This window comes from Bacillus sp. 37MA (genome assembly GCF_000372765.1).
In the GTDB taxonomy this organism is placed as follows: domain Bacteria; phylum Bacillota; class Bacilli; order Bacillales; family Domibacillaceae; genus Domibacillus; species Domibacillus aminovorans.
In genome coordinates this window covers 693,432-718,583 of record NZ_KB889752.1, presented here as the reverse complement: position 1 = coordinate 718,583, position 25,152 = coordinate 693,432, and the positions used below count along the sequence as shown (strand labels likewise).

Sequence of the window (25,152 nt, the reverse complement as noted above, 5' to 3'; positions counted from 1 at the left end):
CTTTTTTTCGGGTATGATAAAAAAAGGAGGCGATGCATACATATGGAAGTGAAGTTAAATAAATTAAAACAGGACAAGCACATCGATGCGAAAAAAGAGTATCAAGCAGAACTTGAAAAATACCAGCGCCGCTTGCTCAGTTTACAGCAGCTATTATTTCGTGAAAAAATCAGCTTAATCGTCATTATGGAAGGGATGGATGCAGCCGGAAAAGGCGGCGCGATCAGACGAATGACCGCAAAACTCGATCCGCGCGGCATAGCTGTTCATCCGATATCCGCACCGGCACCGCATGAAATGCGCTATCATTACATGCAGCGATTCTGGCGGAAAATTCCACAGTACGGACAATTGACGATTTTTGACCGGTCATGGTATGGGCGCGTTTTGGTCGAGCGCATTGAAGGATTTGCGGAGAAGGAAGAATGGAAGCGCGCGTATGATGAAATAAACGGTTTCGAGAAATTAATAACGGATGACCGGTACATTATGATGAAATTCTGGCTGCAAATTTCAAAAGATGAGCAGCTGAAACGATTTGAAAAACGGCAAAATAATCCGCTTAAGCGATGGAAGATTACCGATGAAGATTGGCGCAACCGAAATAAATGGGATTCGTATATAGAAGCAGCGGAAGAAATGCTGCGTCGAACCCATCACGACTATGCACCATGGCACGTTATTGAAGGAAATGATAAGAAATATGCACGCGTCGCGATTTTGCGAAAAACAGTTGAGCATATTGAAAAATATTTAACAAAAAAAGGGATTCTCTTACCAGAGTACGCATTGTTTAATGCTTAATGAAAAAGGGCGTGATCTACTGTACGAGATCACGCCCTTTTTCTGTTCCTCCCTTTTTACATAATGCGTTTAAACATTTTTTCAATATCATAGGTTGACAAATGGATCATAATCGGACGGCCATGTGGACACGTGAATGGATCCTCGCTTTCACGCAAATCATTTAATAGCTGCTCAATTTCATCATTTCGCAAATGACGGTTCGCTTTAATCGAGCCTTTGCAGCTCATTAAAATAGCCGCTTCCTCACGAATTTTTTTCACATCCGGCTTTTTCATCTGAAGCACTTCTTCAATCATTTCTTCAATCACATCGCGCTCTTCTCCTGTTGGAAACCAGGACGGATGCGCTTTAACAATGTACGACTTATCACCGAACGGTTCTAAAAAGACACCGACTTCTTCAAGGAATACACGGTTTTCTTCAATTTTCAAATACTCATCTGCAGAAAAATCAAATGTTATTGGAATGAGTAATTCTTGCAGTTCGTTTTCAATCTGCCCCACTTTTTCACGAAAATATTCATATTTTAGCCGTTCTTGAGCAGCGTGCTGATCGATCATGTACAACCCATTTTCATTTTGCGCAAAAATGTAGGTGCCATGCATTTGACCGATTGGATAAAGCGGCGGCATCCGTTCTTTTGAAGGTTCTTCCCGATCAGGGATCGTGACGGTTTCAATCACTGGTATCGTTTCTTTCACCGGTTGATTATAAAATTCGGGCCTATAAAGCTTTTCCACTTCTCTTTTTGGCGGCATAGCAGGCTTTTTCGGCCTCGGTGCCTCAAATTGAAAGGCTCGCTGCTCGGTGAAATCTTTGCGTTTTTTTAACGTCGGCAGAGCATCTGGAATGAGCGTTTCTTTTCGCAGTGCGTCTTTAATGGCTGTTGATAAAAGCGCGCATAGTTCCTGCTCTTTGCTGAAACGGACTTCAAGTTTGGATGGATGTACGTTGACATCGACAAGCAGCGGGTCCATATTCATATTGACGAGCACGATTGGATAGCGGCCGATCGGCAAAAACGTGTGATATCCTTCTAAAATAGCATTCGATACTTTGAAATTTTTGATAAGCCGCCCATTGACCATCATCGACATGTAATTGCGTGAAGCTCTCGTCACTTCCGGCAATGAAAGAAATCCGGACAATTCAAAGTCGAGTGATCTAGCGTTAATTGGTATCATATTTTTGGCAATATTGATGCCATAAATCGCAGCGATAACTTGCTTCGCATCACCATTTCCATTCGTTTTCAGCAGTTCACGGCCATTATGGCGAAGACGAAATGATACGTCCGGCCGGCTGAGCGCGATCCGGTTGACAACGTCTGTAATGTTTCCAAGTTCGGTATGCACACTTTTCATATATTTCAAACGTGCCGGTGTGTTGAAAAATAAATTGGACACAATTATTTCTGTTCCTTTTCGTGCGGGTCCTGGTTTTTTAGATTGAACGACCCCTCCGGAAAGAATAATTTCCGTGCCGGCATTTTCACCCGTTGAAGTTGTCATCGTTAAATCTGAGACAGATGCAATGCTCGGCAATGCTTCGCCGCGAAAGCCGAGTGTACGAATACGGAATAGATCATCTTCATCTTTAATTTTACTCGTCGCATGACGGTAAAAAGCACGTTCAACGTCGTCGTTTTCCATTCCCGCTCCATTATCTGAAACCCGGATCGAAGTGAGGCCCGCTTCTTCTACATCAATTTCAATGACTGTACTTTCGGCATCAAGCGCATTTTCCGTTAATTCTTTCACGACCGATGCTGGACGCTCGACAACTTCACCAGCGGCAATTTTATTCGACAGCGATTCATTGAGCTGAATGATGATGCCCATTTTATCACCTCATTTTATGACTTCATTTTGTGTAGCGATTGATTCAGTTTGCGGAGTATTTACTCAGTTTTCAATCCGATTACTCAGTTTACGGCCACTTTACTCAGTTTGCTGACTTTTTTGCTGATTTTTGCAAGGCATATAATGTATTCATCGCTTCCATCGGTGTCATTTCCATAATGTCATAGCTTAGTAGCTTCGAAACGATTGTTTTATCCTCTTTTAGTGTAGGCTTTGATACTAGTTCTTCTTTAAAAAAAGATAACTGTCCTTCGTTAATTATTTCAGGCTTGTTTTCTTTACTTTCGAACGAGTGCAGCAGCTCATCCGCACGTGTGATGACCGTATCTGGAAGACCGGCTAATTGCGCGACATGAATGCCGTAACTTTTATCCGCAGCCCCGTCTTTTACTTTGTGCAAAAAAACGACTTTCCCTTCTTGTTCAGCGGCGGTGACATGCACATTTTGCACATGCTCGAGTGACTGATCAAGCACAGTTAATTCGTGATAATGTGTTGAAAATAACGTTTTCGCCTGAATGTTTGTATGAATGTATTCGATCATCGCCTGTGCAAGTGCCATCCCATCATAGGTTGACGTACCACGGCCAATTTCATCAAATAAAATGAGTGATCGGTCTGTCGCATTCACAATCGCATGTTTCGCTTCCAACATTTCCACCATAAACGTACTTTGTCCTGAAACTAAATCGTCTGCCGCTCCGATTCGGGTAAATATTTGATCAAATACAGGCAATATGGCTTTATCAGCCGGTACGTAACAACCAATTTGCGCCAAAATCACAATGATTGCCACTTGCCGCATGTACGTACTTTTCCCAGACATATTTGGACCGGTGATGAGCAGCATATCGCGTTTCGGTCCCATAAAGCAATGATTGGGTACGAAAAGCTGGGCGTCCATCACTTTTTCCACGACCGGATGGCGGCCTTCTTCGATAATCATCGTCCGGTCTGTTGAAAAAACAGGACGCACGAACCGGCGTAATTCACTAATAGCGGCAAAACATTGGAGCACGTCAATTTCACTGACCGTCCGGGCCAAGTTTTGCAATCGTGGAATAAACTCTTTCACCTTTTCACGCAACTGTGTAAAGAGTTCATATTCGAGTTCCATCATTTTATCATTCGCTTCTAAAATAAGCGTCTCTTTTTCTTTTAATTCTGGCGTCACAAACCGCTCACAGTTCGCCAACGTTTGTTTCCGCTCATAGCGGCCTTCTTCAAGCAAGCCAAGATTCGCTTTCGTCACTTCAATGTAATAGCCAAAAATGCGGTTATAGCCAATTTTCAACGACCTAATTCCCGTTTTTTCCCGTTCTTCTTTTTCCAGTTCCGCGATCCATTGTTTGCCGTTACGCGCGGCATCACGGTATTCATCAAGCTGCGGATGAAATCCGTCTGCAATCATGCCGCCTTCTTTCACAGAAATCGGAGGCTCGGCAATGATTGCACTTTCGAGCAGATCAAAAAGCTCGGTACATGGATCAAGCTTGTCCGCTAATTGCTGTACGGCATCCCCATTAATTTTTTTCAATAAGTCTGTTAAACGCGGAATTTGGCCGAGTGATTTTTTCAGCTGAACAAGATCGCGTGCATTCACATTGCCAAACGCTACACGCCCTGCAAGACGCTCAAGATCATACACTTCTTTTAGCTGTTCGCGTAGTTCTTCACGCTCGAAAAAAGAGGCTATGAACGTTTCAACTATGCCGAGACGGCGGTTAATGTCTTTTTCATTCAAAAGAGGACGATCGATCCACTGCTTAAGCAGCCGTCCCCCCATCGCTGTTTTCGTTTCATCAAGCAGCCATAAAAGCGACCCTTTTTTCCCTTTTGAACGAATCGTTTCGGTCAGTTCAAGATTACGCTTGGAATAATAATCGATATTCATATGATCGCGGATTTCGTACTGTTCTGCCGGCTGCAAATGATCGAGATTTCGCTTTTGCGTCCGATGGAGATAATGATAAAGACGGACGGACGCTTTTCGAGTTAAGGAATGCGTTAATTTAGTTAAAAGCGCGTCAAATTCAAACTCATCTGTATTCTCTTCAATCGAAATAACCGCTCCAAAACGGTCATTGATTTTCTTCAGGTCTTCCGCATTCCATGCGCTATTCATAATGATTTCTTTTACACCATAGGCAGCGAGCTCGTGCAGTGCGCTGTCAAATGAATGAAAAACAGCCGTACGGCATTCGCCGGTTGTTAAGTCGGCGGCAGCAACAGCATAGTCATTGCCTGACTGCTCAAATGAAGCAAGATAGTGGTTTTCTTTCTCTTGAATCCCTGCACCCTCCATCATTGTGCCAGGTGTTATGACTTGTACGACTTCTCGTTTAATCACACCTTTCGCCTGTTTCGGATCCTCTTGTTGTTCGCAAATCGCGACTTTATGTCCTGCTGCAATGAGTCGTTCTATGTATCCCTTCGCCGAATGATAGGGCACGCCGCACATCGGAATCCGGTCCTGACTGCCGCCTTCACGTGACGTTAAAGTAATTTCAAGTATTTGACTTGCTTTTTGCGCATCATCAAAAAACATTTCATAAAAATCGCCCATGCGAAAAAATAAAAAGGCATCTTCATAGTCTGCCTTCACACGCAAATATTGTTGAATCATTGGAGTATAGTGTGCCATGTTTAATCCCTCTCTGTTGGTCTTCTTCTGTTAGTATAGCACATAGAAAAAAAGCGGGAAAACAGTCTGTTCCCCGCAGCGCATTTTAGTGATGATGCTCCTCAGCCGTTTCCCGCTCGCAGTCCCACTCGTCTTCAAACTCATGGACAGACACCGTTATTTTTGTGTCACCGGTTACTTCCACCGTCAACTCCCGTTCGGCCTGCACATTAATTTTCGTGCCACAATCGCTAATAACCGCTTCCTGGCAGTTTGGCTGCTGAATGACTTTCACCCAGACGTCGTCATCTCCATTGCAGTCATCATCACGATATGAAAGCTTAATCACATCTTTATAGTCCACTTTTTCCGTTACGACAGCTGTTTTCGTATGGTTGTGATAAGAGTACCAGACGTTGATCTCGTACGTGCCAAACACCTCTGTTTTGTGACCGTTTTTCTTGGCCTTGTACTCATGGTTAATGATCCAGCAACCGAGAATGCCGGACGGCTTATTAGGCGGCAAAACAGCATGATGCGTCTGCGTGTACTTCCGGCCTTTGGCGACGACGGACTTCGTGATAATTTCGCGATATTGACTCAAGATGTGCGTCCCTCCCTTTGTTAGTCTCTGTATTGTATGCAGCATGTGTAAGTGTGGTGCCCATGAAAATTATTCGCACAGTATTCCGTTTCTGTTCGCCATTTTTTCCGCGCAAAAAAATCCCGCCACGATGACCGCAGCGGGATATGCAGCTCTTTAGCAGCTGCCTGGTGTGCTATTTTGAACTTGTGCGCCGGTTTCGCCTCTAAGCAAATCGCCGCCCGTTTCTTCAAGAATATTGTCCGTTACTTTGTTTGAAATCGCCGTTGCAACCATTTGTAAAATTTCATTTACATCCGTTTGAGACTGCTTGAACTGCTGGACAATGGGCATTTCATCCAGTTCTGTTTCAATTTTTTCGATTTTTTCTTCAACCATTTTTAAAGCGGATTCTTTGCCGTAATGCTGGAAGTTTACCGCTTGTTTTTGTAAACTTTTCAAGCTCGCCATTTTTTCACGCAGCTTTTGATTTTCATGAATTTTCGCTTCTGCCTGCTTAAAAAATTCCACTTCTTCCGTTGCTGAAATCATGTCTGCAATTTCTGTTGCTTTTGCAATAATGTCATCTTTTGTGTAGATTGCTTTTTCCATATTAGTTCACCCCGGCCATTTTTTGAATTTCTACTGCTTCTCCATCAAGCGACCACGTTTTTGCTTCCGTAATTTTCACCGGAATAATTTTCCCAATCGCTGACTTTGGTGCTTTTACATTGACAAGCTTGCTTTTCGACGTGTAGCCCGCTAAAACATCCGGGTTTTTTTTGCTTTCGCCTTCGATTAATACATCAACAACTTGCCCTTCGTATTTCTTCATTGATTCACCGGCAAGCTCATTAACAAGTGCATTTAAACGTTGAAGACGTGCTTTTTTCACTTCCATCGGTACATTGTCAACCATCTTTGCCGCCGGTGTTCCTTCACGCGGTGAGTAAATGTATGTGTATGCAAGTTCGAAGCCGACTTCACGGTAAAGCGACATCGTTTCTTCAAATTGCTCATCCGTTTCATTTGGATAGCCTACGATAATATCCGTTGTCAGCGTCACATTCGGGATCGCTGCTTTAATTTTACGTACGAGTTCCAGATAGCCTTCACGTGTATATTTACGTGCCATAATTTTTAACACGTCCGTTGAACCTGATTGTACAGGCAAATGAATGTGATCCATTAAATTGCCGCCTTTGGCCAGCACTTCGATTAACTGGTCATCAAAATCACGCGGATGGCTCGTCATAAAGCGGACGCGCGGAATACCGATATGACGAATTTCATCCATTAATTCTCCGAGACCATACTTCATATCGTCAAGATCTTTCCCGTACGCATTGACGTTTTGACCGAGCAATGTCACTTCTTGATACCCTTGTGCAGCTAGATGGCGCACTTCCCGAATGATTTCATCCGGACGGCGGCTTCGCTCTTTCCCGCGCGTATATGGGACGATGCAGTACGTGCAAAACTTATCGCAGCCGTACATAATGTTCACCCACGCTTTAATGTTGCCGCGGCGCACTTTCGGTAAGTTTTCAATCACGTCGCCTTCTTTTGACCACACTTCGACGACCATTTCCTTCGATAAATACGCTTCATTTAAAATTTCTGGTAAACGGTGAATGTTATGCGTACCGAAAATCATATCGACGTGATGATACGATTTCAAAATTTTATTGACGACGGATTCTTCCTGTGACATGCAGCCGCAGACGCCGAGTAATAGATTTGGATTATCTCGTTTTAGCTGCTTTAAAAAACCGAGTTCTCCAAATACTTTATTTTCTGCGTTTTCGCGAATAGCGCACGTATTCAATAAGATAACGTCTGCTTCTTCTGGCGTATGGACAGCCTTATAACCGAGCGCCATGAAAATGCCTGCCATCACTTCTGTATCGTGTTCATTCATTTGGCATCCGTACGTACGAATGTAAAAGTTTCGTTCTCTGCCCATTCCTTGAAACCGTTCATCAATTTTAAAGTCATGGTGATACGTGACTTCTTCTTTTCCACGCTTTTTCGCCTCTTTCAACGAAGGCGGTGTATAAACGGTTTCAAAATACTTGCTGTAATCCTTGTCGGATTTTTTGTCCGATGGATTAATCGCTTGTTGCCCGTCTTTTCGCTGTTCTTCGTTCATCGTAAATCCCCTTTCCGATCTTGCTAAACTATCGTGCACATTCCTTTAGTATATAACGTAAAAACAATGGGCTCAAGCAAACAGACGAAAAAGACGCAGAGATTTGAATTCTCTGCGTCAAGAAAATTACATAAACTCTTTCAGGAGCTCATTAAATGCGGCTTCATCCATTTTCAAATCAGCATGCGCGAGTGGCTCTTCCGAATAGCCATTGACGAGCTGCTGATAAGAAGGGCGTTCTTTATTTTGATAAATGATGCCTGTCACTAAGTCGTCGTGCTGCATCAATGTATTGATTGCACCTTCACGGCTCGATGGATCATAGCCTTCGATGTCCGCAAGCTTCGTTAAGTTTTCTTTAAACCAATCATACGTGTTCACTTTGTTATAGGTCACACAGGGGCTGAAGACGTTAATCAAGGAGAAACCTTTATGATTAAGGCCTGCCTCGATGATGGCTGTTAAGTCTTTCAAGTCCGTCGAAAAGCTTTGTGCGACAAATGTTGCACCTGTTGTGACGGCTAACTGCATAGGAGAGAGCGTCTGTTCGATAGAACCTTGCGGAGTGGATTTTGTTTTGAATCCAGCTGCTGAACGCGGAGACGTCTGTCCTTTCGTTAATCCGTAAATTTGGTTGTCCATAACGATATACGTCAAGTCGATGTTACGGCGCATTGCATGAATCGTGTGACCCATACCGATGGCAAAGCCGTCACCATCCCCCCCTGAGGCAATAACCGTTAAGTCTTTGTTTGCCATTTTAACGCCCTGCGCAATCGGAAGCGCGCGGCCGTGAATGCCGTGAAGTCCATATGAGTTAATGTAGCCGGAAATACGGCCGGAACAGCCAATGCCAGAGATGACAGCTAAGTTTTCCGGTGTTAAGCCAACATTCGCTGCAGCACGCTGAATCGCTGCCTGCACCGAGAAGTCACCACAGCCTGGACACCAGTTTGGTTTTACGTTATTACGGAATTCTTTAAATGTTGCCATGATTAGATCAACTCCTTGCTGCTATCAACAATATGATGCGGCTGGAATGGATTGCCGTCATATTTCAAAATACTTTTAATTTTTTGCGGGTAGCCGACATTCATTTTAATGATGCTTGCCAGTTGACCCGTTGCGTTGTTTTCCACGACGGCGACATGTTTCGCTGATTCGATTAATGGTAACATTTCATCCGTCGGGAATGGATGAATAAGTCGGACACGCGCATGGTTCACTTTCACCCCATCAGCCTCTAGACGCACCATCGCTTCTTCAATCGCACCGCCTGTTGAGTTAAAACCGATTAACAGAAGATCTGCTTCTTCGTGTTTTACATTTTTTTCGATCGGATTTGGGAACGTCGTATGCAAGTTATTCAACTTGCGCATACGCTTGTCCATTTGCGCTTTCCGGTTCGCCGGTGATTCAGACGGTTTACCTGTTTCATCATGCTCAACGCCGGTTACGTGATGGATGCCGTTTTCGACACCTGGAATGACACGCGGCGACACACCATCTTCTGTTACTTCATACCGTTTAAAGTACGCCTTATTTTCCACTTCTGGCAGCCCTTCTGTGACAAGTTTACCACGGCGAATGTCAACTTTGTTGTAATCAAGCTTGTCCACTGTATGTTTACCTAGAGATAGCTGCAAGTCAGATAATATAATAACCGGCACTTGATATTCTTCAGCAATATTAAAGGCTTCAATTGTATCATAGAACCCTTCTTCTGCTGTACCCGGCGCGATTACGACTTTTGGAATTTCACCGTGTGTGCCGTAAACCATCGCCATTAAATCGGATTGTTCCTGTTTTGTCGGAAGACCGGTCGATGGTCCGCCACGTTGTGTATCAATCACAACGAGTGGTGTTTCCGTCATGCCAGATAAGCCAATGGCTTCCATCATGAGGGATAGACCGGGACCTGCAGACGCTGTAAATGAGCGGATCCCACCGTAGTTCGCGCCGATCGCCATTGTAGCTGCCGCAATTTCATCTTCCGTTTGAATGACAGTACCACCAACTTTTGGCAGTTTTTTGATTAAGTATTCCATAATTTCTGAAGCCGGTGTAATCGGGTATGCTGGCATGAGGCGGACACCTGCTGCAAGCGCACCGAGTGCAATCGCGTCGTTGCCGATCATGAACATACGCTTATTTCCGTCCGCTGCCGGCAGTTCAAGTACGCTTGACTGTCCATCCATTTTTTCTTTCATATAGTCATAGCCCTGTTGAATGGCCTCCATATTTTTTTGAACAACCTTTTCCCCTTTACGGCCGAAGATTTCTTCAACAACGTCGAGAAATACCGATACATCGAGGTTGATGATCGCACACGTTGCACCGACCGCGACCATGTTTTTCATGAGAGACGTTCCAAGTTCTGTCGCGATTTCTGTAAATGGAACCGCGTAAAACGCCGCTTCTGTATTAGCCGGTTTCACTGGTTTAAATTTTGTATCGGCCATGATAATCCCATCTTGATGAAGTTCTTGATAATTGACATCGATTGTTTCTTGGTCAAATGCAACAAGAATATCAAGGTCATCCGCTATCGCACTTACTTTCGTTATACCGACGCGAATTTTGTTGTTTGTATGTCCGCCTTTAATACGGGATGAGAAATGGCGGTATCCGTACAGATAGTAGCCGAGGCGGTTCAGGGCCGTGGAGAAAATTTCCCCGGTGCTTTCAATCCCTTCTCCTTGTTGTCCTCCTACTTTCCATGAAAGTTGTTCTAACATTGTTTGTTACACTCCTTTAATCGTGCCAAATCAATTGATTTACTTCCTTTAGTCTATCATTTTTTTAAGTAAATCACTATCCGAATCTCTTATGTTAAAAATACCAAATCACTTATGTTAATACTCATTAAACAAATCAGATTTATATAATATTGGTAGTGTACTCTTTTTATTTTAAAAATGCAAAAGATTTTTCCACAAAAAAAAATTCCGGTCGATTGACCGAAATTTTTAGCGGGATTGAATAATTAATTTCATCGCTGTCCTCGCTTCACCAGCAATCATTATACTTGTAAATGCAGGGATACAGATTAAATCAATGCCGCCCGGTGCAACAAATCCACGGGCAATCGCAACAGCTTTAACCGCCTGATTGAGCGCACCCGCACCGACAGCTTGAATTTCCGCGTTTCCTCTTTCACGCATGACGCCAGCAAGCGCGCCGGCGACTGAATTCGGATTTGATTTTGATGATACTTTCAAGACGTCCATTCGTTTATCCCCTTTCAAAACCTCGATTCGTCTTTCATATATATTCAAATGAGGCGGGGCTATGAATTAATAATCGCTGAATGGATGGTCTTCATTAATTAAAATACGCCGGATCGATTTGGCGAGGCCTGTTTTCCGGTCGGCTTGGACGATGCAGCCTGACAACTGCGCGCGGCCTTCTTTCGGTACTTCAAAGCGAGCTGGGAGTGCATTTTGGAACTTTTTGATGATGGCTTCTTTCTCCATCCCAAGAATGCCGTCATAAGGGCCTGTCATGCCGGCATCTGTTAAATAGGCTGTACCCCCTGGCAACACCCGGTTATCTGCTGTCTGTATGTGTGTATGCGTTCCAACGACCGCTGTTACCCGCCCATCTAAAAACCAACCCATCGCCTGTTTCTCACTCGTCGTTTCCGCGTGAAAATCGACGAAAATAAACGGTGTTCGCTTCCTCGCTTCCTCAACGAGTTCATCTGCCTTTTTAAACGGGCAGTCGAGATCATTCATAAAGACACGCCCCTGGAGGTTGATCACAGCCACTTCAAATTCACCTGCCGGTACATAAGCAATCCCCTTTCCAGGCACTCCTTCTGGAAAGTTAGCCGGACGGACGAGCCATTTTGCCCCGTCAATAAATTCAAAAATATCACGATTGTCCCACGCATGGTTACCGAGCGTGATAACATTGGCCCCGTCATTCATAAATGTTTTATAAATTTTTTCAGTAATGCCACGGCCGCCTGCTGCATTTTCACCGTTTATAATCGTCATCGATGGCCTGTATTTTTGTTTTAATTTTGGCAAATACTCACTTACCATGTCCCGGCCAGGTGAACCAACAATATCGCCAATAAATAATAGTTCCATAATCGCTGCCTTCTTTCTCGTTTTTTAACAAAAAGAAAGCGATGTGACTAGCGCACACCGCTTTCGCTTATTTTGCGTATTCTACAGCCCTTGTTTCACGGATGACCGTTACTTTAATATGACCAGGATAGTCAAGTTCGCCTTCGATGCGTTTTCGAATATCACGCGCAAGTCGATGCGCTTGTAAGTCATCAATTTGTTCCGGTTTCACCATGATCCGTACTTCGCGGCCAGCTTGAATGGCAAATGATTTTTCAACACCATCATAAGATTCGGAAATTTCTTCTAATTTCTCCAAACGACGAATATAGTTTTCAAGTGTTTCACTTCGTGCTCCAGGACGGGCAGCTGACAATGCATCTGCTGCAGCCACAAGAACAGCAATGACGGATGTCGGTTCTGTATCACCATGGTGAGAAGCAATACTGTTGATGACGACTGGATGCTCTTTGTATTTTTGACCGAGCTCGACACCGATTTCAACATGGCTTCCTTCCACTTCGTGATCAACTGCTTTTCCGATATCATGAAGTAACCCTGCACGGCGGGCCAGCGTTTCATCTTCACCTAACTCAGCTGCAAGAAGACCAGATAAATACGCGACTTCGACGGAATGTTTCAGCACGTTTTGACCGTAGCTTGTCCGGTATTTTAAACGGCCAAGAATTTTGATCAAATCCGGATGAAGTCCATGAACACCGACTTCAAATGTCGTTTGTTCACCGATTTCGCGAATGTGCTCATCCACTTCACGTCTTGCTTTATCGACCATTTCTTCAATACGTGCTGGATGAATACGTCCGTCCTGCACTAACTTTTCAAGTGCAATGCGGGCCGTTTCACGGCGGATTGGATCAAAGCCAGACAGAATGACTGCTTCTGGTGTATCATCGATAATTAAATCAATGCCTGTCAGCGTTTCAAGTGTACGGATGTTGCGTCCCTCACGTCCGATAATGCGGCCTTTCATTTCATCATTCGGCAATGTCACAACCGATACAGTCGTTTCAGCGACGTGATCGGCCGCACAACGCTGAATGGCAAGTGATAAGACTTCACGTGCTTTCTTGTCTGATTCTTCTTTCGCACGATGCTCATTTTCTTTGACCATGATAGCAATATCGTGAGACAATTCTTGTTCCGTTCTTTCTAAAATGATGGAGCGCGCTTCATCTCGGGTCAGAGCAGAAATTCGCTCAAGTTCAGACTGCTGCTTTTTCACCATCTCATCCACTTTGCTGTCCATCTCTTCAATATGTTGTTGTCTTGTGTTTAACGCTACCTCTTTAAGTTCAAGCGTTTCTTCCCGCTTATTTAGGGAATCATCCTTTCGATCAAGGTTTTCTTCTTTTTGAAGGAGGCGGTTTTCCTGTTTTTGCAATTCATTTCTTCTCTCACGGATTTCAAGTTCTGTTTCTGTACGCAGTTTATGAATTTCATCTTTTGCCTCGAGTAATGCTTCTTTTTTCGAAGCTTCCGCTTCACGTTTCGCGTCATCCACAATTTGATCCGCGGCGGTTTTCGCGCCTGCGATTTTTGATTCAGCAATTGATTTTCGTACAAAATAGCCAACAACGACACCAATGATAAGGCCAAGCAAAATGGAGATGATTGTAATGGGTTCCATCATTTCACCTCCCCTTGCTATAGATGATTGTCATGTTTTTAACATGTCGGCTGCTGTCACAAATTTAAATGGAACAAACAGCACTACATTTACATTTCCATTTTCAAGATAAAAAATGTCAAATATATATCTTCAATTTTATCGGTGTGAAAATTCATTGTCAAGGTTTTCTCAAGGAATGACACCGATTATATAGGCAATGACACGGTTTTAAACAAAAAACAGGAGGAAGCCCTCCTGTTTAAAATTTATTCTTCTTCAAAAAGCGACGGATCTTGAAGCGGCATATCTTGATCTTGATCATTTTCATCCTCTATCGGCTGCGCAGAGATTTGGTCTAGTCCATAACGCTCACGGATTTTCATCATAATTTCATGGCGCAGTTCCGGGTTTTCTTTCAAGAATTGTTTCGCGTTTTCACGGCCCTGCCCAAGACGCTCTTCATTGTACGAGTACCAGGCACCGCTTTTCTGAATAATGTCTTCATCGGAACCAAGATCAATAATTTCACCTTCACGCGAAATGCCTTCTCCATACATAATATCCACTTCCGCTACACGAAACGGAGGTGCCACCTTATTCTTAACAATTTTAATTTTTGTTTTATTTCCTACGATATCATTGCCCTGTTTCAATGCTTCAGCACGTCTTACTTCGAGACGTACAGAGCTATAAAATTTGAGCGCACGGCCGCCAGGTGTTACTTCTGGATTTCCGAACATGATCCCGACCTTTTCACGTATCTGGTTAATAAATATCGCAATCGTATTTGATTTATTGATAGCACCTGACAGCTTACGGAGTGCCTGCGACATGAGACGGGCTTGTAAACCTACATGGGAGTCACCCATTTCGCCTTCAATTTCCGCTTTCGGCACAAGTGCCGCAACAGAGTCAATAACAATAATATCAACGGCACCACTTCGTACGAGTGCTTCCGCAATTTCAAGCGCCTGCTCACCAGTATCCGGTTGTGATAAAAGTAATTCGTCAATATTAACGCCGAGCTTTTGCGCATAGACAGGATCGAGCGCATGCTCTGCGTCAATAAAAGCAGCCTGTCCGCCTTTTGCCTGTACTTCTGCAATCGCGTGAAGGGCAACCGTTGTTTTACCTGAGCTTTCCGGTCCATAAATTTCCACGACACGTCCACGAGGATATCCGCCTACTCCGAGTGCCGCATCAAGTGCTAGAGAACCACTTGGAATTGTTGATATGCGGCGCTCTGCCTGCTCTCCAAGTTTCATTATAGAACCTTTACCGAATTGTTTTTCAATTTGTTTTAGCGCCATGTCTAAGGCAGCTTGACGGTCGTTCGTCATAAAATTCCTCCTCATAAATCTCTTAATCTATAGTGGGAACAGCTGTTTTTTGGGGTTGTGTAATAACCTGTCATAACTATACCGTATTTAAAAGTGAATTACAAGCAAAAAACGAACATTTATTCGATTATTTCCACCTGCTTTCAATTGAGAATGATACGTCGGGATGAGTAGAGAGATTCTAAGAAGAAGCAGAAGAGTAATAGAAGAGTTTTCTTGCAGCACACCCAGACAGTGTACTTTTTATAGTATAGCATAACATCCATAAAAAAAGCGCGCCTAGATATGACGGCGCGCCGATCAAATTATGAGTTGATTCCCGTTCCTTTTTCAATTGCTTGCTTTAAGTCTGCAATTAAGTCTTTAGGTGATTCAAGACCGATAGATAGACGAATCAATTCTTCTGTTGTACCTGTCTTTTTCATATCTTCCGCACTAAGCTGCTGGTGCGTAGTCGATGCCGGATGAATGATCAATGATTTGCCATCCCCTACATTCGCCACATGCGACCATAATTCAACCGAGTCAATCGCTTTTTTACCGGCATCGCGGCCGCCTTTAATCCCGAATATGACAATCGAACCAAAAGTGCCATTTAAATATTTTTGTGCCAGTTCATGAGATGGATGATCACCTAGTGATGGATGAGAAACCCATTCAACACCCGGATGACTTTTTAAGAATGCAATGATTTCTTGTGTATTTTCATGATGACGCTGAATACGGAGATGCAATGTTTCGAGCCCTTGCAAAAGCAAAAAGGCACTGTTTGCACTAAGTGCTGGACCGAAGTCACGCAGCAGCTGAACACGCAGCTTCACTGCGAACGCTGGACCTTCAATATCCGCATACTTTAACCCATTATACGACTCGTCAGGTGTTGTAAATCCTGGGAACTTATCCGTATTCCAATTAAACGTCCCGCTGTCGATCACGATACCGCCAATGACCGTTCCATGGCCGCTAATCCATTTCGTTGCCGAGTGAACGACAATGTCTGCGCCCCATTTAATCGGCTGAGAACCATATGGAGAAGCAAATGTATTGTCCACAATTAACGGGATGCCATTTTCATGAGCGATTTCTGCTGTTTTTTCGACATCCAGTACATTCAACGATGGATTACCAATAATTTCAGCGAAAACAGCTTTTGTTTTCGTTGTAATCGCTTTACGGATATTTTCCGGATCAGTTAAATCAACAAACTTGACCTGAATTCCATACTTCGGTAACGTATTGGCAAATAAATTGTATGTACCACCGTATAGATTTACATCCGCTACAATTTCATCTCCTGCATGGGCTACGTTCATAATCGCAAATGAAATAGCTGCCATGCCGGATGATAGTGCTACAGCTGCTGCACCGCCCTCCAGAAGTGCAACCCGCTTTTCAAATACATCAACCGTCGGGTTCGTAATGCGTGTATAAATATTGCCGGCCTGTTCAAGCGCAAATAATGCACGCGCATGATCTGTGTCTTGAAAAACATAGGATGTCGTTTCATATATCGGTACAGCACGAGCTCCTGTTACTGGATCTGGATATTGCCCACCATGCAACAAATTCGTTTCGGGCTGCCACTGTTCTCTCGTCATCTATCGTTCCTCCTCGTTGTTCATTCGCTACAAGTATATCGATTCTTCGCGTTCATCGTCAATTTATTATCAGAACATTTCAGCAAATGCCTGAAGTAAATAATGACAGCCGTATTTCACTGTCCGTTTTCGAACGCCCTCACGGCTTCCCACCATTTTTAATGGATGAACAATTGTTTCCAGCCCTTCTGCTGCAATCGCCAGAAAAACAGTTCCCGGTTCATGTCCTTCGAGAGGATCAGGTCCTGCAACACCGGTAAAACTGATACCAATGTCCGATTCGCATAAGTTTCGTACATTTTCAGCAAGTTCTTTTGCGCATTCACTGCTGACCGCACCGTACCTTGATAACGTGTCGCTTTTCACGCCAAGAACTTGTTTTTTCACTTCATTTGTATAACAAACAATGCCGCCTTTAATATGAGTGCTCATACCTGGAATGGCTGTCAATTCCCCAAGGAACAATCCACCTGTTAAACTTTCAGCCGCCGCAATGGTCAACTTTTTTTCTTTCAATTGATCTGCAAGTTCTGCTGCAATGGTCGTTTCATCGTAGCCATAAAAATAGTGTCCAACCCGTTCTAAAATTTCATCTTCTGCCTGTTGTATCATACGGAACGCTTCGTCCGATGATTCATGTTTGGCAGTGATCCGAAGCGTGACTTCACCATCCCCTGCAAGCGGTGCGATCGTCGGGTTTGTCTGCTTCATTAAAATATCATCAATGTCCGTTTCAAGTGTCGATTCACCGATGCCGAAAAAGCGCAGTACGCGCGATTCAATTCGCTCTACTTTTTCTATGACATTTACAATTTCAGGCCGTCCATAATTTAAAAACATCGGTTGCATTTCGCGCGGTGGTCCTGGAAGCAGCACATAATACTTTCCATCCGCTTTTGTAAACATACCTGGTGCCATGCCATTGTCATTTTTCAGCACCGTACTGCCTTTAATGACTAGCGCCTGCTTTTTATTATTTTCTGTCATTACACGGCCTGTTTTGTCAAAATAGGCTTGAATGCCAGCGAGCGCCTCTTCGTTATATTCGAGTGTTGTACCAAGCATCCGGGCGATCGTCTCTTTCGTTAAATCATCTTTTGTTGGGCCGAGACCACCGGAGAAAACAATTAAGTCCGCGCGGGATTGTGCTAGTTTTACCGCTGCTTTAAGCCGCTCTTCATTATCACCAACAACCGTGTGATAGTATATATTCACACCTATTTCAGCGAGGTGCTGTGAAAGAAAACGGGCATTCGTATTTGTAATTTGTCCTAACAATAATTCAGATCCAACGGCAATAACTTCCGCATTCATATGTATTCGCTCCTAAGTTTGAAAAAGGTACCTGTGGAGTTTCCCAAAGGCACCTATCTATTATTTCGAGTTTTTAAAAACAGCTTTATTTAATTTAAAATAATCCCAGCCAGACCACATCGTAAAGAAAAGAGCGATCCAAAGCATAATGTCTCCAAATGGAATACCTATGCTCTCAAATGGTGCATTATGAAGCAATAAAACGGCAATCGCCACAATTTGCGTCCATGTTTTAATTTTACCGAGGGTGTTCGCTGCGACAACTTCACCCGTTCCCGCTAAAATGAGCCTTAGACCGGTCACTGCAAACTCACGGCTAATGATCGCAATAACGATCCATGATGGAGCAAAATTCAATTCTACTAAAATAATAAGTGCTGCTGAAACGAGCAGTTTATCAGCGAGCGGGTCCAAAAACTTCCCAAAGTTTGTGACGAGATTATATTTCCTTGCAATATAGCCGTCAATCCAATCTGTCGTTGATGCGACAATAAATAAAAACGCTCCAACTAAATGTTCAATCGGCATGTCCGTTCCAAATACACTAACTGTTCCCCATCCGAAGTCAACGACCATAATGAGGATGAAAAATGGAATCATGAGTATACGTGAAATGGTAATCTTATTCGGTAAATTCAAAAAAGTTCCCTCCAAGAAACGACCGTTATTGTGCTTTTAAGCGAATGACGATATCTTGCCGCACTTGATCTGCTGCTGGCAACTTATACACAAGTGCTTTGCCATTCACAGTAATAACGGTATCAGGTGCAAATCCAACAACGATATGTGCTTCTTTCTGTCCCGTTAAGTTATGGGCTTGCGTCTGTCCGTTTGCAAGCATGCCGCTGTAATATTTTTTACCGCTGCCATCTGCCAGCTCAACCCATGTTTCGCCCTTTGATGAAACGGCCACCTCAAACGACTTGGCTCCAGCCAATTCATATGCTGTTTTTCTTCCGCTCGTTGATACAGCAGTCAGTGTTTGAACAGGTGCTGCCGGTTTTTCTACTACGGGTTTTTCTACAGGTGGCTCCTTAACAACAGGCTCCTCTGTTCCTACTGCCGAATCTTCCTGAACTTGTACTTCTTCATCAACAGCTGGTTCACTTTCTGAACCGCCTTTCGGAATAATCATCCAGACGAGGAAGACACCGCCAATAATAAATGCCGTTACTAAAATTTTCGGTAAATACTCTAGCAACTTTGATGAACCACGAACTCGTTTCGATGTATCGATACTTGTTGTTTGTCCGGTAGCGGTCGGACGAAGCGGCACTTCGTCTTCTTTAGAAGACGGTATTTCACCTTTAAATTCTTCAAACAGTTCATCTGCGTTTAAGCCTATCGCTTCTGCATACTGCTTAATAAACGCACGCACGTAAAATTTGCCTGGCATGATATCATAATTTCCTTCTTCAATACCAGCTAGATAACGCTTTTGGATCTTTGTCAATTCTTGAACATCTAACAGCGACATTCCCTTTGACTCCCGCTCTTCCTTTAATTTTTTCCCTAATTCTGTCACCCGTAACACCTTCCAATATTAAAAGTTAAAACCACCAAAGTTCGAATCCTGGAACAGGTTGTTTTTTTCTACTGCTTCATACGTAATTTCTTCATCCGGTTCATTCCGAAGCTCAATAATATAGTCAAAATCATCGAGTGAATAATCACTGTTCGCGGCAAATACATCCGGATGCTCAACCACTTTTACTGCCGGAAGCTGCATGACTTCCCGGATGAGTTGCCAATGTTTTTCACCGGCCCGTTTTGCGGAAATAACGCCATCTAGAATAAAAATATTATTTGGACTGTATTCATCACGCAAAAGTTGTTCGCGTACCGTTTGCTTAATCATCGTAGAAGACATGAATAACCATTTTTTATTTGCACAAACACTCGCTGCCACAATTGATTCCGTTTTTCCGACGCGCGGCATTCCACGAATTCCGATTAGCCGGTGCCCTTCCATTTTATACAATTCTGCCATAAAGTCGACAAGAAGTCCAAGCTCACTGCGAATAAACCGAAACGTTTTACGGTCGTCTTGATCACGCTCGATATATCTTCCGTGACGCACAGCCATTCGATCGCGCAATTTCGGCTCACGCAGCTTGATAATGTCAATTGTATCCATTGTCATTAAAATCGACTCAAGCCGCTTAATCTGGTCTTCACTTTCCGCCCGCATTAATAGCCCGCGGCTTTTGTCATCAACGCCATTGATGGTCACAATATTAATTGACAGCATACCGAGCAAAGAAGAAATATCGCCAAGCAGACCTGGACGGTTCTTTTTTATTCTATATTCAAGGTACCACTCTTTTTTCACCATCGAACTCCTCCAGTGGGCATGCTCCTGATGTTTTGCATCTGATTACTATAATAAATGATATTATGTATTTTTAAAAGCAGAAGTGAAAAGAAAACCCTTCTTGAACAGGAACGCTCAAGAAGGGTTTATAAAAGGGTTATTTTTGAACGAGCTTCATCATGCATCTTGCCAATGCTTTTTGCTCATTTTCATCGGCGACCGACCATAAGTCAGACAGCACACGTTCCTGTTCATTTTTTGGATCCACATTCGAATGCAGATAATCACCAACTTCAAGTGCAAGCTTGTTGATTACTTCTTCTGGAATACCCTTAACCACCGCATTATCCATTTTATTGCCTAAAAATCGCTTCCAGTCCTGCCAATTATCAAGTACAGACATATTAAGAAAGCCTCCTTTAAAAGTGGAATCATTCGTAGTATGTTCTGACCGTTTTAATATTATGCGTACCAGCCGCCGTTCACTGATAACGTGTGACCGGTAATATAACTAGCAGCAGGTGACAGCAAGAAAGCAGCTACTCCAGCAATTTCATCCGGCTGGGCAAAACGGCCGAGCGGAATATCCGAAGCAATTTCTTCCTGTTCATCCATCGAAAATCCGTTGTTCATTGCCGTCTGTACAGCACCGGGCGCAATCGTGTTCACACGTACACCGGACGGACCCAGTTCTTTTGCCAATGCTTTTGCAAAAGCAATTTGAGCTCCTTTTACAGCAGAATAAACCACTTCACAAGAGGCGCCTGTTTCGCCCCAAATAGACGAAATGAGCGTAATAGACGCGTTGTCCTGATGAATTAAAGTTGGAATCAGTGCACGCGAGATCATCAGCGGTGCTTTCAGATGAACACGCCAAAGTTCGTCCATTTCCGCATCTGTTACATCTTGAAGCATGCCATATTGACTCATCCCAGCCGCGAATAAAACAGCTGTCGTGTCAGGGGTTGCCTTAACAAGTGATTCAACCTCTTCACGCTTCGTTAAATCAGCCTGAATGACGACTGCTTCGCATCCTTTTTCACGAATCCGGACGGCGAGATGATCAGCTGACTTTTTATTTTGGCTGTAATGAATATATACATCCCATCCATCTTCCGCCAGTTTAAGCGTAATAGCCGAACCGATGCCCCCCGATGCACCGGTGATCAATGCTTTTTTTCGCATTAGGCTGTTTCTTTTGGCAGAATAAAGCAAGATGAAAAGCCTTCTTCTTGAATCATCTTTTCTGCCAGGCCAATAACGTCTTCTATCATCATCGCTTCAAGCACAGGTACTGTTTCAAACAAATTTAACCCGTTAAATTGATACCGTGTAAATTGATTGGCAATATATTCTGGTGAATTAAAGGCCCTCAGCTGCGCCCCAATTTTTTTCTTGCGTGCTCTATTGAATGATTCGTCCGTAATATTTTGCCCATCTTTCGCTTCAAGCAATTGTGTTTTAATACGTTCTGCCAATTTTTCCGGCTCATCTGTATCACCGCCGACAAGTGCAAAGCTGAATCCACGTTCGCCTGTATAATCAAATCCGAACGTATCATCAATGAGCCCTTCATTATACGATTTTTCGTAAAACGCAGCACTTTTGCCAAACAAAATTTCAAGCAGCAGCCCTGCCGCCAACTCTTCTTTTAACTTCTCCGTTCCTATTTTAAGGGAAGCTGGCATTTTTAACCCAACTTCACATTTTGGCGTGTTTACGCTCATATGGATAGCGCGATGCTTTTCAGCAGATTCCGCCGGCTCATTCGGAAAACGACGCTCGACTGACTTCGGTTCAGCAAATGTTTTACCCGACTGATTTTGGCGTACAAGACTCATCATTTCATTCGGATCAACGGGTCCAACGATAAAAAGAGACATATTTGCCGGATGATAAAATGTTTCGTAACATGTATACAAATAATCTTTCGTAATGTCTGCAATCGATTCAACCGTACCGGCAATATCAATTTTTACCGGATGATGTTTGTATAAATTTTCAATCAAACCGAAATAGACACGCCAATCGGGATTGTCGTCATACATACGAATTTCCTGTCCAATGATCCCTTTTTCTTTTTCCACTGTCTGCTCTGTAAAATAAGGTGCTTGCACAAAATCAAGCAACGTTTCGGTATTTTCTTTTATGTTTGACGTTGCAGAAAATAAGTAAGCTGTCCGTGTAAAAGACGTGAATGCGTTGGCCGATGCTCCCTGGCTGCTAAACTTCTGGAACACATCACCATCTTCTTTTTCAAACATTTTATGCTCAAGAAAATGAGCAATCCCGTCTGGTACGTGCAAAAAGTCCGTTTCTCCTTCTGGAATAAAATCGTTATCAATTGATCCGTAATTCGTCGTAAACGTCACATACGTTTTATTAAAGCCTACTTTTGGCAAAATATACACGTTCAAGCCATTTTCCAGCTGCTCATGATAAACCGTTTCATTCATTTGGTCAAAGATTGTTTTCTTCATCATGCTTCCTCCTTACCTGACAAAAAGTACACCGTATCGACAACAACTGTTTTTGCCACCGCAGATACTTCTTCTTTCGTGACCGTGTCAATCTCCTCAATCCATTTATCAATCGGACGATCAACGCCAGCTGCGATATTGTTATACAGCACTTCCACCATGCCACGTGCTGTATCCGCTGATTCCTGCAGCTGGTTTTTCAACAGCGCTTTCGTCTGATCCATTTCTAGATCTGAAATGTGCCCATTTTTGACTTCATCCAACTGCTCGTTCATAATTTGCACCGTTTTATCATAATTTTTTTGATCAATACCAGCGAGCATCATTAAAAAACCTTTATGACTGTCAAAACGGCTTGCTGCATAATACGCCAGACTTTCTTTTTCGCGCACGTTCATAAACAATTTTGAATGCGCAAACCCGCCAAATACACCATTAAACACTTGCATCGCCGCAAATTGCGGATCTGCATACGTAATGCTCGTCTGGCAGCCGATATTTAATTTACCTTGGTTAATATCCTGCGTTTCACGAATAACACGTATCTCTTCTGTTTTGTGAGAAAGGTAATTTTCTTTTAAGATCGCTTTTCGTTTTTTAAATGGCAAATGCGATTCAATCTTCGCAGCCGCATCAGCAGCCTTCACATTACCGATCACAAAAATATCGATCATATCTTCCGCCAATGTTTTCTTGTAATAATCATGGAGAGACGCAGCTGTAATCGGCTCCACTTCTTTTAAAAGGCCACCTGCCGGTAACGCATACGAATCTCCTTTGTACATCTCTTCCACAAGTTTCATTGACGCATAGCGCGTTTTATCATCATAAATGGAGCGAATGCGCTGCTGTAAGCTTCTTTTTTCTTGTTTCATGGTCTGCTCAGAAAAGGCACCTTCTTGTAAGTATGGACGAAATAACACATCAGACATAATCGTAAGCGCTTGATCAAACAAATTGCTTTCCCCGTGCAAAAACTTTTCATTTGCCACATCAATCGTAAATGTCAGGACATGTTCATTTCCTCTTTTTGCGGAATCAGCAAAAAAATGAGCGCCATACAATTCATCGAGTGCCGAACGGAAAGCCGTCGCTGATGGTGCATTTTCCGTTCCCGACTGCAAGACGTGCGGCAAGAGTGCGCGCATCGTAATCGTATCTTGCTCAAGCGGTGCTCTCATTTTAACGATAACTGTATTCGTTTTATATTTTTCCGTTTCAATCACATGGACATGACATCCAGATTGATTAAACGATTGCTCACGTGTTTCTTCCATTATATTTCCTCCCCTAATCGGAACTTCTATATAGCTTTTACTAGTATATCTTCACTATACAGGAGCATTCATGAAATGAAAAAGATTTTGACGCGACTAACGTACGAATAAAGGCATTTTATCCGTACGAAGAGCATTTAACACAAAAAAACACGTCCACAACAACGGGACGCGCTTTCCTTTTCTATTTCCTTTACGATACCAGCGTCCAGAATACGTGAAGCGGGAATGGTAAAGCCTTATGCATATCCTAAGAAAATCATCGTCCTTACATCCGTCTGCGCAAAACATGGAAGCTAAACTTGTCCGCACGAAAAAAGTTGATCGAGTATAAAACAGGCAGCTCACTTTCCGTATAATGCAGTTGCTTCAGTGCAAGCATCGCCGTTTCAGGTTCACATTGTAAAATGGGTGATATTTTTTCATGCCAGCCGAACGGCTCAATATTCGTAACTGCATGAGAAATTGGACCCGTTTCCTGTTCATCAAATAATGTAAAAAGAGACTCACGCCCCGCGTCAAAATGCCCCGGAAAAAGAGCGATAGGTATTTTGTCAATGCAATAAACAACCGGTTCACTGTTGGCTGTTCTTACTCGTTCAATCACCATTAATTCCCCATCTACCGGACATAAAAAGCGGCGTGCATCCTCTTCAGTTGCCTGCTGTACATTGGATGAAAGAAAAATAGTGCCTGGTTCCATCCCGGCGTTTACAATCATATCTGTCACGCTGTTTAACTGTTCAATGCCGGACATAAAAAGCGGTTTTGAATGAATAAATGTGCCCACACCATGGCGCCTAATAATTACACTTTCTTCTTCGAGTATACGAAGTGCTTCACGAAGCGTCGCCCGGCTTACACCGAGCTGTTTAGCTAATTCAAATTCAGAAGGAAGCTTTTCTTTTTCTTTATAAATGCCTTTTTCAATATCCTTTTTTAATCGGTCAATTACTTGTAAATATAAAGGCCGGTTGTCCTGTTTAATGGACACGGATTTTCACCACCTTTTCTTTCAGACATCAGACCTCTGAAGTTTAACATTTACGTTAATTTACCCATAATATATCATTTCTTTCCCTAATTGAAAAGACAA

At 43.2% G+C, this 25,152-nt stretch carries 22 protein-coding genes; 1 reads left to right on the top strand and 21 read right to left on the bottom strand.

The features are described 5' to 3' along the window. Positions 1 to 42: 42 nt before the first annotated feature. Positions 43 to 804 carry a polyphosphate kinase 2 family protein gene (locus A3M5_RS0103750; RefSeq protein WP_018392424.1) on the top strand — a complete coding sequence of 254 codons (762 nt, stop codon included), beginning with the start codon at positions 43 to 45 and terminating at the stop codon, positions 802 to 804. Between the two features lie 56 nt (positions 805 to 860). Here A3M5_RS0103750 and mutL read toward each other — a convergent pair whose 3' ends face one another. From mutL to A3M5_RS0103645, 21 genes are all read right to left on the bottom strand, one after another. Further along, positions 861 to 2,648 carry a DNA mismatch repair endonuclease MutL gene (gene mutL / locus A3M5_RS0103745; protein ID WP_018392423.1) on the bottom strand — a complete coding sequence of 596 codons (1,788 nt, stop codon included), beginning with the start codon at positions 2,646 to 2,648 and terminating at the stop codon, positions 861 to 863. Positions 2,649 to 2,751: 103 nt separating this feature from the next. Then, a complete protein-coding gene (gene mutS / locus A3M5_RS0103740) occupies positions 2,752 to 5,313 on the bottom strand; it encodes a DNA mismatch repair protein MutS (protein ID WP_018392422.1) in 2,562 nt (853 codons plus the stop codon). Between the two features lie 85 nt (positions 5,314 to 5,398). Further along, on the bottom strand, positions 5,399 to 5,896 hold the full coding sequence (gene cotE, locus A3M5_RS22115) for an outer spore coat protein CotE (protein WP_018392421.1): 498 nt from the start codon (positions 5,894 to 5,896) through the stop codon (positions 5,399 to 5,401). A gap of 156 nt (positions 5,897 to 6,052) precedes the next feature. After that, positions 6,053 to 6,487 (bottom strand): YlbF/YmcA family competence regulator, encoded by a 435-nt coding sequence (locus tag A3M5_RS0103730; protein WP_018392420.1) that lies wholly within the window; start codon positions 6,485 to 6,487, stop codon positions 6,053 to 6,055. A 1-nt stretch (position 6,488) separates the two neighbouring features. Further along, complete coding sequence (gene miaB, locus A3M5_RS0103725) at positions 6,489 to 8,027, bottom strand: tRNA (N6-isopentenyl adenosine(37)-C2)-methylthiotransferase MiaB (RefSeq protein WP_018392419.1); 1,539 nt, start codon at positions 8,025 to 8,027, stop codon at positions 6,489 to 6,491. Positions 8,028 to 8,153: 126 nt separating this feature from the next. Further along, positions 8,154 to 9,020: a 2-oxoacid:ferredoxin oxidoreductase subunit beta gene (locus A3M5_RS0103720; protein WP_018392418.1), complete on the bottom strand. Its 867-nt coding sequence runs from the start codon at positions 9,018 to 9,020 to the stop codon at positions 8,154 to 8,156. A 2-nt stretch (positions 9,021 to 9,022) separates the two neighbouring features. After that, the gene (locus tag A3M5_RS0103715; protein WP_018392417.1) at positions 9,023 to 10,765 is read right to left on the bottom strand and encodes a 2-oxoacid:acceptor oxidoreductase subunit alpha; all 1,743 of its coding nucleotides are present in this window, start codon (positions 10,763 to 10,765) and stop codon (positions 9,023 to 9,025) included. A gap of 231 nt (positions 10,766 to 10,996) precedes the next feature. After that, the gene (locus A3M5_RS0103710; protein ID WP_018392416.1) at positions 10,997 to 11,257 is read right to left on the bottom strand and encodes a stage V sporulation protein S; all 261 of its coding nucleotides are present in this window, start codon (positions 11,255 to 11,257) and stop codon (positions 10,997 to 10,999) included. A 66-nt stretch (positions 11,258 to 11,323) separates the two neighbouring features. Continuing rightward, on the bottom strand, positions 11,324 to 12,124 hold the full coding sequence (locus A3M5_RS0103705) for a TIGR00282 family metallophosphoesterase (protein ID WP_018392415.1): 801 nt from the start codon (positions 12,122 to 12,124) through the stop codon (positions 11,324 to 11,326). Between the two features lie 67 nt (positions 12,125 to 12,191). Further along, positions 12,192 to 13,751 carry a ribonuclease Y gene (gene rny / locus A3M5_RS0103700; protein WP_018392414.1) on the bottom strand — a complete coding sequence of 520 codons (1,560 nt, stop codon included), beginning with the start codon at positions 13,749 to 13,751 and terminating at the stop codon, positions 12,192 to 12,194. Positions 13,752 to 13,999: 248 nt separating this feature from the next. Next, positions 14,000 to 15,073, bottom strand: coding sequence for a recombinase RecA (gene recA, locus A3M5_RS0103695; RefSeq protein ID WP_018392413.1), 1,074 nt, complete (start codon positions 15,071 to 15,073; stop codon positions 14,000 to 14,002). 305 nt (positions 15,074 to 15,378) lie between these two features. Beyond that, on the bottom strand, positions 15,379 to 16,671 hold the full coding sequence (locus A3M5_RS0103690) for an O-acetylhomoserine aminocarboxypropyltransferase/cysteine synthase family protein (RefSeq protein ID WP_018392412.1): 1,293 nt from the start codon (positions 16,669 to 16,671) through the stop codon (positions 15,379 to 15,381). 69 nt (positions 16,672 to 16,740) lie between these two features. Further along, the gene (locus A3M5_RS0103685) at positions 16,741 to 17,985 is read right to left on the bottom strand and encodes a competence/damage-inducible protein A (protein WP_018392411.1); all 1,245 of its coding nucleotides are present in this window, start codon (positions 17,983 to 17,985) and stop codon (positions 16,741 to 16,743) included. Positions 17,986 to 18,045: 60 nt separating this feature from the next. Then, positions 18,046 to 18,624: a CDP-diacylglycerol--glycerol-3-phosphate 3-phosphatidyltransferase gene (gene pgsA / locus A3M5_RS0103680; protein WP_018392410.1), complete on the bottom strand. Its 579-nt coding sequence runs from the start codon at positions 18,622 to 18,624 to the stop codon at positions 18,046 to 18,048. Positions 18,625 to 18,649: 25 nt separating this feature from the next. Then, a complete protein-coding gene (locus A3M5_RS0103675; protein ID WP_018392409.1) occupies positions 18,650 to 19,510 on the bottom strand; it encodes a helix-turn-helix domain-containing protein in 861 nt (286 codons plus the stop codon). Positions 19,511 to 19,528: 18 nt separating this feature from the next. After that, the gene (locus A3M5_RS0103670; protein WP_018392408.1) at positions 19,529 to 20,320 is read right to left on the bottom strand and encodes a YmfK family protein; all 792 of its coding nucleotides are present in this window, start codon (positions 20,318 to 20,320) and stop codon (positions 19,529 to 19,531) included. A 136-nt stretch (positions 20,321 to 20,456) separates the two neighbouring features. Further along, positions 20,457 to 20,702, bottom strand: a complete 246-nt coding sequence (locus A3M5_RS0103665; RefSeq protein ID WP_018392407.1) for a DUF3243 domain-containing protein — start codon at positions 20,700 to 20,702, stop codon at positions 20,457 to 20,459. A 59-nt stretch (positions 20,703 to 20,761) separates the two neighbouring features. Beyond that, a complete protein-coding gene (ymfI, locus tag A3M5_RS0103660) occupies positions 20,762 to 21,484 on the bottom strand; it encodes an elongation factor P 5-aminopentanone reductase (protein WP_018392406.1) in 723 nt (240 codons plus the stop codon). Beyond that, complete coding sequence (yfmH, locus tag A3M5_RS0103655) at positions 21,484 to 22,779, bottom strand: EF-P 5-aminopentanol modification-associated protein YfmH (protein ID WP_018392405.1); 1,296 nt, start codon at positions 22,777 to 22,779, stop codon at positions 21,484 to 21,486. Before yfmH ends, ymfI begins: the two co-directional genes overlap by 1 nt. Beyond that, a complete protein-coding gene (gene yfmF, locus A3M5_RS0103650) occupies positions 22,779 to 24,056 on the bottom strand; it encodes an EF-P 5-aminopentanol modification-associated protein YfmF (protein ID WP_018392404.1) in 1,278 nt (425 codons plus the stop codon). Before yfmF ends, yfmH begins: the two co-directional genes overlap by 1 nt. 268 nt (positions 24,057 to 24,324) lie before the next feature. Continuing rightward, positions 24,325 to 25,050 carry a GntR family transcriptional regulator gene (locus A3M5_RS0103645; protein ID WP_018392403.1) on the bottom strand — a complete coding sequence of 242 codons (726 nt, stop codon included), beginning with the start codon at positions 25,048 to 25,050 and terminating at the stop codon, positions 24,325 to 24,327. Positions 25,051 to 25,152 lie beyond the last annotated feature (102 nt).